At 58.8% G+C, this 7,847-nt stretch carries 9 protein-coding genes; 4 read left to right on the plus strand and 5 right to left on the minus strand.

Features of this window, described 5'->3' with window-relative positions; translation table 11 throughout:
- Positions 1 to 299 precede the first annotated feature (299 nt).
- The 3 genes from JQ567_RS36210 (at position 300) to JQ567_RS36220 (ending at position 2,180) form a co-directional block, all read left to right on the plus strand.
- Complete coding sequence (locus JQ567_RS36210) at positions 300 to 806, plus strand: hypothetical protein (RefSeq protein ID WP_212443245.1); 507 nt, start codon at positions 300 to 302, stop codon at positions 804 to 806.
- Between the two features lie 18 nt (positions 807 to 824).
- Entirely contained in the window at positions 825 to 1,643 is an 819-nt protein-coding gene (gene ppk2 / locus JQ567_RS36215) for a polyphosphate kinase 2 (RefSeq protein WP_212443246.1), read from the plus strand.
- Between the two features lie 90 nt (positions 1,644 to 1,733).
- Entirely contained in the window at positions 1,734 to 2,180 is a 447-nt protein-coding gene (locus JQ567_RS36220; RefSeq protein WP_212443247.1) for a hypothetical protein, read from the plus strand.
- A 344-nt stretch (positions 2,181 to 2,524) separates the two neighbouring features.
- Here the strand turns inward: JQ567_RS36220 and JQ567_RS36225 are convergent, their stop codons facing one another.
- From JQ567_RS36225 to JQ567_RS36245, 5 genes are all read right to left on the minus strand, one after another.
- A complete protein-coding gene (locus tag JQ567_RS36225; protein ID WP_154070762.1) occupies positions 2,525 to 2,695 on the minus strand; it encodes a hypothetical protein in 171 nt (56 codons plus the stop codon).
- A gap of 25 nt (positions 2,696 to 2,720) precedes the next feature.
- Positions 2,721 to 2,921: a hypothetical protein gene (locus JQ567_RS36230; protein ID WP_212443248.1), complete on the minus strand. Its 201-nt coding sequence runs from the start codon at positions 2,919 to 2,921 to the stop codon at positions 2,721 to 2,723.
- A 163-nt stretch (positions 2,922 to 3,084) separates the two neighbouring features.
- Positions 3,085 to 3,474, minus strand: coding sequence for a potassium channel family protein (locus JQ567_RS36235; protein WP_312017520.1), 390 nt, complete (start codon positions 3,472 to 3,474; stop codon positions 3,085 to 3,087).
- Between the two features lie 44 nt (positions 3,475 to 3,518).
- The gene (gene cax / locus JQ567_RS36240) at positions 3,519 to 4,736 is read right to left on the minus strand and encodes a calcium/proton exchanger (protein ID WP_212443250.1); all 1,218 of its coding nucleotides are present in this window, start codon (positions 4,734 to 4,736) and stop codon (positions 3,519 to 3,521) included.
- 52 nt (positions 4,737 to 4,788) lie between these two features.
- On the minus strand, positions 4,789 to 6,492 hold the full coding sequence (locus JQ567_RS36245) for a SulP family inorganic anion transporter (RefSeq protein WP_212443251.1): 1,704 nt from the start codon (positions 6,490 to 6,492) through the stop codon (positions 4,789 to 4,791).
- A 416-nt stretch (positions 6,493 to 6,908) separates the two neighbouring features.
- Here JQ567_RS36245 and JQ567_RS36250 point away from each other — a divergent pair, with 416 nt between their 5' ends.
- On the plus strand, positions 6,909 to 7,430 hold the full coding sequence (locus JQ567_RS36250; protein ID WP_212443252.1) for a GNAT family N-acetyltransferase: 522 nt from the start codon (positions 6,909 to 6,911) through the stop codon (positions 7,428 to 7,430).
- Positions 7,431 to 7,847 lie beyond the last annotated feature (417 nt).

Genomic DNA, 7,847 nt, shown 5'->3' on the forward strand with positions numbered 1-7,847 from the left:
TGAGAGCCGTCCTGGTCAGACGCCGCAAGGCTGATCCCAGGGGGTTGACGCTGCGCCGCAGCAGGTTTCATCGATTGACCGAATGATCGATTGGGACTTAGCTCCACGTGGCCCGTCAACCCGCGATTGTTCGATGGAGTGAGCCACAGGCGCCCAAGCTCGATTTCACAAAGAGGTTGGCGAACGTACCACGGGGCACGCAAAGAATTCCCCGACACCTCCACACTGATGAAATGCCTGAGATAGCGATTGTAGCGCATGCAGGACACCATCCTGCTCCTCAACCAAAGGAGTTCGACATGTCACAGTCAACAATCCAACAGGGTAGCTCGGATTCCGCGCAAGAACTCGGAGACGAAAGCTTCATGTCGGCCACGGAGTTACGCAACTACGTGATGCAGACCGAGATGGCCAAGGCGTCGAAAGACGTCGGCGATATGGCCGCCAAAGCGCGCGCGGACCTTATCAAGTCGTTGATGGAGCCGGTCGCAGTCACGCCTGAAAAGATTGCCGAGGTAAAGCGGCGGGTGCTCGGCCAACTAAGAAACGCTGCAGTAAAGGGCAATAAGGAAGTTCTGGTCATGCGCTTCCCGAATGCGTTGTGCTCGGACAAGGGGCGCGCGCTCAACAATCTGGAAAAAGGATGGCCGACCACCTTGCTTGGGAGGCCTCTTCAAGCCTTCGAGTTCTGGCGTGACCACCTGCAGCCCCAAGGTTACGGCCTGAAGGCAATGATCGTGGATTGGCCGGCGGGCCTGCCGGGAGACATCGGCTTTTTTCTGACCTGGGACGAAGCGAAGCGCTGACAGCTGGGGGACTGAGCCATGAACCAGGTAGCCAAGAAGAACCGCAAAAGCGAGGAGACCAACGTTCCGCCGCTCAAGCGCAAGGAATATGAGGAGAAGTTGCGCCAGCTGCACGTTGAGCTCGTCAAGCTTCAGGAATGGGTGAAGCGTGAGGGCAAGAAGGTGTGCGTGGTCTTCGAGGGACGAGATGGCGCCGGCAAGGGTGGTGTCATCAAGGCCATCACCGAAAGAGTGAGCCCGCGCGTGTTCCGCGTCGTTGCCATGAGCGCCCCGACGGACCGCGAGAAGTCGCAAATGTATGTTCAGCGCTACGTGCCGCATTTTCCTTCCGCGGGGGAGATCGTGATTTTCGACCGCAGTTGGTACAATCGCGCCGGCGTCGAACGGGTCATGGGCTTTTGCACGGAGGACCAGGCCAAGGGGTTCCTGAGAGTGGTTCCTAACGTCGAAAAGGCCATGGTCGAATCGGGAATTATACTTTTCAAGTACTGGCTTGAGGTCAGTCCGGATGAGCAAACCAGCCGGCTCGCCGCGCGGATCGACGACAAGCGAAAGATCTGGAAGCTGTCCCAGATGGATTTGGATTCCTATACGCGATGGGATGATTATACGCGATGTCGCGACGCCATGTTCGAGGCGACCGATACCGCGTGGGCGCCATGGTTTATCGCGCGATCCGACAACAAGAGGCAGGCGCGGCTCAACATCATCTCGCACCTGCTCTCGAATATTCCCTACAAGAAAGTGCCCCGAGGGGATGTCAAATTGCCCAAGCGCAAGGTTACCCCCGGCAAGCCGCTTCGCGCCTCTCTGAGAATCGTTCCGGCGGCAGATTGATGAACGCGGCCTCGCATGACGATCCCAACCAGACCTGGAAGTGGGGCAGCACGACAACCCCATAACGACAGCAACCAGAGAGAACCCGACATGTCTGAATCGGTTCGAAGCAGATGTTTTGGCCCAACGCACGGTGTCCGTCTCGCGATCGGGATATTTGCCGTTTTGATAGAGCCGCTAATTGTAGCATCTGCGGCGCAGTCAAGGGATCTGACCGGGGCCTGGGTGACCGATGCTGGGGCGTGCAAGAAGATCTTTACAGGGAGTGGCGGCAAACTCGCCTTCGCCAAGGATGCGGATGTGTATGGCAGCGGATTCGTCTATGAGAAAAGCAGGCTCCGAGGAAAAATCGCGACTTGCCAGATCAAGACACAGAAAGAAGACGGTGACGTGTTGCACCTCATTGCCAGCTGTTCGACCGATGTCGCGCTCGCCACCGTTCAGTTCAGCCTCAAGATTGACAATGAAAACCAGATAACCCGTCTCTTCCCAGGAATGCCGGAACTCAAGACAGAGTACTTTCGTTGCTCTCCATGAATGCGAAGCTCGCAGGACGGATTAGCGACAGCGTAATCCGCCGTCTTAGCCCTTAGCGTTTAATGGTTGCTACGGTCCAGGGATGATGGCTCTTAGAGCCTCGTCGCCTGCCGGCGTTATGCAGTACGTTCGGCCGTCTGGTTGTTTTTCAATCCAGCCTTTCGCGAACATTCCCGCAATAACTTGCTTTCCTGCTGGATGCATCTGTTCCGGCTTGAGCCCGCGCGTGGGGCTCATCTTTTGTAACGCGGTGCGTTCGGTGGCGTGCGGGATGTGACTGGGTCGCGCTGGCATTCATTTCCTCTTGGTCTTCAGCCCCAGCTCTACACGCTTCGGGGCATTCGCTAATATGTCAGCGGCAGCACGCGTTGCACAATCGCGCCGAGGCAAACGAGCACCACGAGCAACTTGAGCAGATTTGCCAGTCGGCCGTCGGTAGCGAACTTGTCGATTGCCCAAAAGCAGATTGCGCCGACGACGACGATAATTAAGACCCCAATCAAAACTGAAATCATGTTGCCCTCGGAGTGTTGTCGATTCCTATTTCGCCTTCGCCTTCAGACCCAGTGCCACCAGGCGGCGGATGGCGTGCGCTCGGGTCAGCGTTTTGTCGGATGACGATGCAATCCAGGCATCAATTGCGACCAGTTCGGAAGGGTGCCAGCGCTCGCCAACTTGAACGCCCTTGCCACTCGGCGGCGGCCCCCGTTTTTTCTTTGCTACCGTACCTGTCTTTGCCATAAACCATGGTACCATAGAAACAAGCCGGGCCGAAGCTGGAACTTTCGCTCCGGCGCTTGCTCGAGGAGGCCGCCAACTGAGGCGGACCGCTGTTCGGTTGAGACCGCTTTCGAAAGAAATTTGTATTTCCTGGGAAGAGGTGCGGGCGGTTCGGTATTCGGAATTACTCCGAAGGCACACCTTTGTCGCGCATGCTTTGTCCGGTCTGGTTCGTCATCGCTACCCGCAGGACCGCAAAGATGACGGCGGTCGACCAGCCGAACAGCAGTACGCCGTTCATCGCGGTCATGGGCCCGAGCAAATGCCAGCGCTCGACCGGTATCACGTCGCCGTAGCCGAGCGTTGTATAGTTTACAAAGGCAAAATAGACGAAATCAGTGCCGGGCGGTGCCGCGCCGACGATCCTGTAGGCCAATGCCCAAACCGCCACTTCAGCGATATGCGCGGCCATAAACACCGATACGGTCGCAATCATGACGGCGACCAGTCGAAGCGATTGGCGCGACGTGGCGCGCTCGTCCGCGACGCGCGACGCGCGCAAGACAGCGGCCATAAAAACTGCGTGAATCGCAATGTTGCCAACGCTGACCGCAATACTTACGAGAAATTGGCGCAACATAAGGATTGCTCCGGCGCGGTGGTGCCAAGTGACGTGAACTTGCCCTCATCATGCGCGCGCTCGATCGAGAGTTCGGTTGTCTTGTGCGGCGCGGTGCCTTCGCTGGCTGATCTGGGTGGCAACAGGTAAAGGGTCATGGCGAAAATCAGGTACACCATCAGTAACAGCACGCCGACGAACCATGCCGAGCGTCCGCTGTTGGTCACGAGCGAGGCGGTCATGGTGGCGATGAGCATCATGACGACCGCGCCCGGCCAGAACTGGAGGCTCATCGGTGCCGGGCCGATGACGTAGCTGAGCAGTACCAGCACCGGGGCGACGAAGAGCGCGATTTGGGATGCGCTTCCGAGCGCGATGCCCACGCTCAGGTCCAGCCGGTTCTTGCGCGCGGCGGAAAACGCCGAAGCCATTTCCGCCGCGCCGCCCACCAACGCCACCACGATGAACCCCACGAACGCGGGAGTCATTCCGAATGCCACTGCGGCCTCCTGCACCGACTCGACGAATACTTCGCTCACCAGCGCCACCAGAACAGTAACGCCGGCCAGCGTGGCCAGGGCGAGACCCAGCGGCCACGGCGCTTCGCCGGCCTCCGCGTGTTCGGCACCGCTAAAGAATTCGCGATGGGTCTTGAGTGAAAACAACAGCCCCAGTCCGTAGACGGTGATGAGCAACACAGCCAGACCCACGCTCAACATCCCGGTGAACGCCGCCGCTGCCACGGAATCGGCTTGCGTGACTGCCGACGGAATCAAGATCGCGATCGTGGCCAGAAAAAGCAGTCCTGCCTGCAGACGGGCGCTGGCCCTGTTGTATTCCTGCGCGTGGTGCTTGAGTCCGCCGAGGAAGAATGACGCTCCCAGCATGAACAACGTGTTGGTGACGATCGCTCCGGCGATCGAGGCCTTTACCAGGGTATGTTGCCCTGCGTGCAGTGCGGTCAGCGCGATGACAAGTTCGGTCAGGTTTCCGAGCGTGGCGTTGAGCAAGCCGCCGACGGTATCGCCGGTCTTGGCCGCCACGGACTCGGTGGCGTGACTGAGCAGCGCCGCCAGTGGCACAATGGCCAGCACGGACAGCACAAAAAGCAACGTGTGCGCTTCCGGCTTCAGCTTCTGAGCGACGAATAGCACGGGCACGAAGGCCAGCAGCCAGAGCAGGGGATTGTGACGGATCTCTTTAAGCAAGGGGTTCATGGCGACCTAAAGAGGAGACTTGGCGGAAAATTGCGACTTGCGTCGTCAAGTTTCAGTCAATCACCTGATGCGTTTCACGGTAGCGGGCGACGGCTGCCTCAATGGTCGGGAAGAACGACTGTTCGCCAAGACGTGCGAACAGCCCGAACCGCTTCAGCTTGTCCTTGACTGGATCTTTGAGCTCGGCAAAACCCAATTCTATACCCTTGTCGCGCAGTGTTTCATGCAGCTCGGCGAGCACATCCGCAGAGGTCACATCTACGCTGGTTACGGGTTCTGCTGCCACGACAAACCAGTGCACGGACGTAGACGATTGCGCTACCGCATCCAGGACGCGCTCCTTGAACAATTCGGCATTCGCGAAGAACAGCGGCGCGTCCCATCGAAACAGAACCAGGCCAGGAATCCGGCGCGCATCCGGAAAACGCGTGACATCATGATAACCCTCGACACCGTGAGGCCGGCCTAACACTGCAGAGTATGGGCGCCAGCCATCCCACAGGAACTCGATGATTGCGACGGCGATGGCCACACCTATTCCTGGAATGACGCCGAGCACGGCCACGCCGACGAAACACACGACGGAGAGCCAGAACTCCCATTGCTGGATGCGATAGATCCGGCCCAGATCGGCTGTTTCGATCAATCCGATCGCCGCAGCTATCACGACGGCGGCCAATGCCGTCGTGGGCAAATGCTGAAGCAGGTTAGGCGCCACCAGGAGCAGGAGGGTAATGGCCAGTGCGCCGACGACACAAGTCAATTGCGTGCGGGCACCGGCGGCTTCGGCGACAGGAGTGCGTGAACTGCTGCTGCTGATCGCGAAGCCCTGAAAAAATCCGGAGGCCAAATTGGCGGCGCCGAGTCCTATCAGTTCCTGGTTGGGATCGACCTTGGAACCAGTTCGTGCAGCGTAAACCCGCGAGAGCACGCTGGTGTCGGCGAACGACACCAGCGCTGCGGCGCAGCCTCCGATAAGCACCGGGACGATGTCCGTCTGGGCAATTAAAGGAATCGCGAACGACGGCAGCCCCTGCGGAAGGGGACCCAGAACCGCGACGCCGCTGCGCGCAGCGAGGTCCAGCGCAGCAACGATGGCGGTTGCCGCGACGACCGCAATCAGAATTCCCGGCAAGCGCTTGCTGCCCTTCAGAAGCAGGATCACGGCCAGCGTGCCCGCACCTATCAGAAACGCTGTCCAGTTCGTTTTTCCCTCAAATATCGCCTGAGCGATGGCCCATATGCTTCTGATCGGCCCGTCGCTCTCGATGGAAAAGCCGAACAGCTTGGGGAGTTGGCTGATCAATACCGTCAGCGCAATTCCGTTCATGTAGCCGTATCGTATGGGCTTCGAAAGAAGTTCGGTAACGAAGCCGAGGCGCGCCACACCTGCCAGGATGCATACGATCCCCGAAACGATAGCCATCATGCCGGCCAACACCACAGCACGTCCGGCGTCTCCACCGGACAAGGGAAGTACGACACTGAGGATGATGGGAGCCAGCGCCGAGTCCGGTCCCAGCACCAGGATGCGGCTGGGACCGAACACAGCATACGCAAGCAGCGGTATGATCGTTGCGTAGAGCCCATATATTCCCGGCAAGCCGGAGGCCACTGCGTAGGCAATGCCAACGGGCACCAGCATCGAAGCCAGCACAAGCCCGGCAAATATGTCCTGCTGCAACCACGCTGCGCGGTATTGCTGCAGCGTGCGCACCCCTGGCAGCCAGCGTAACGAGTCGACTCGTCCCGTCATGGGTTGTCACCCCTCGAGCCAGTTTTGAAACGCTAAGCCCAATTTGCGCTCATGACAATTTGTAAGGAGTTTCGCACTGCAGCTTGATGCGACGTCAGCGTAACGGGGGCAGCCAGTTGGGTCAGGTCTGTGGCCCTATCGCACTGCGAAGGCGACGCGCATCTGTCCGGTCAGCTTGGTCGTCGAGGCTCCGATCGTGATGCCGACGCTGCCCGATACAGTGCATGGATAGCGCTTGCGTTCTCGGGTATGTCGCAGCCGGAGAGCAGGAGCCGGCGACGTCGGGCTATGCTTGATCTTCATTGAATAGGCTTGGTACTTTCAGCCTGCTCCCCACGGGGAGCAATGGAGGCTGTGATGTCCGGTTGCTGCATCGCGGCCGTCTCACCCGGCGTGTCGTGTGAAGGCGTTCACCTATGTCGGAAGCATCTGAATTTTCGGCGATTGAGACACTGCGCGATGGGCGCCGCGTTGAAATCCGCGCGCTCAGGCACGAGGATCGGGACGGCCTTGAACAAGCCGTCAGCCGCGCCAGCGCCGAGTCCCTCCGCCGCCGTTTCTTTTCGGTAAGACGCCAGTTTTCCGAACAGGAATTGGAGTTCTTCTCGGACATCGACTTTGTCAGCCAGGTCGCCTTGGTCGTCGTCGCACAAGAAGGCGGAGGACCGCACATCGTAGGTGCCGGCCGCTACATCGTCCTTGACCCCGGTCGTGCTGAGGTGGCCTTCGCCTTGATCGACGAATACCAAGGGCAAGGGATCGGCGCCGCATTGATGCGTTATCTTGCCATGATCGCCCGGGATGCCGGGCTCAAGGAATTCATCGCCGAAGTCTTGCCGGAGAACACTGCAATGCTGAAAGTTTTCAAGAAAAGCGGATTGCACCCGACAACGAGACGAGAGGCCAACATTATGCATGTGACGCTCCAGCTCTTTTAAGTGCAGGAGGTCAACCTACCACGCGCGCCGTATCAAGGTTAGGGTCATGGCAATCTCAATTCATTCGGCAAAGCTAACAATCCTGGTGGTCGCCACTTGAAGTCTATGCCTCTAAGACCTGTCTGCGGAGTGCGTCGCCTCGCGCGCAAGCACTCTCGAGACCGGATCGCGACAAATCGACCCGACGGGCAAATCACTTCTGATTTTTAGAAATTGCGTCAAGCCTTGGAATTAGAAACATTTCGGTTTTACAGAATTAAAATCAGGTGTATGGTTCGCCCGTCTCATCCCTCTACGAGGGGCGTATCGCGATCGTCACGGGCGTGGGGTGGGCTGCGGTGTGAACCTCCTCCGAAAGAGTGGACACCTGTAGTAGGCTGCGAGAGCCAGGAGGTGTCATATGGAAGGACGTCCACG

Origin of the sequence: Bradyrhizobium sp. AUGA SZCCT0431, from assembly GCF_018131065.1 — a bacterium.
Classification (GTDB): Bacteria; Pseudomonadota; Alphaproteobacteria; order Rhizobiales; family Xanthobacteraceae; genus Bradyrhizobium.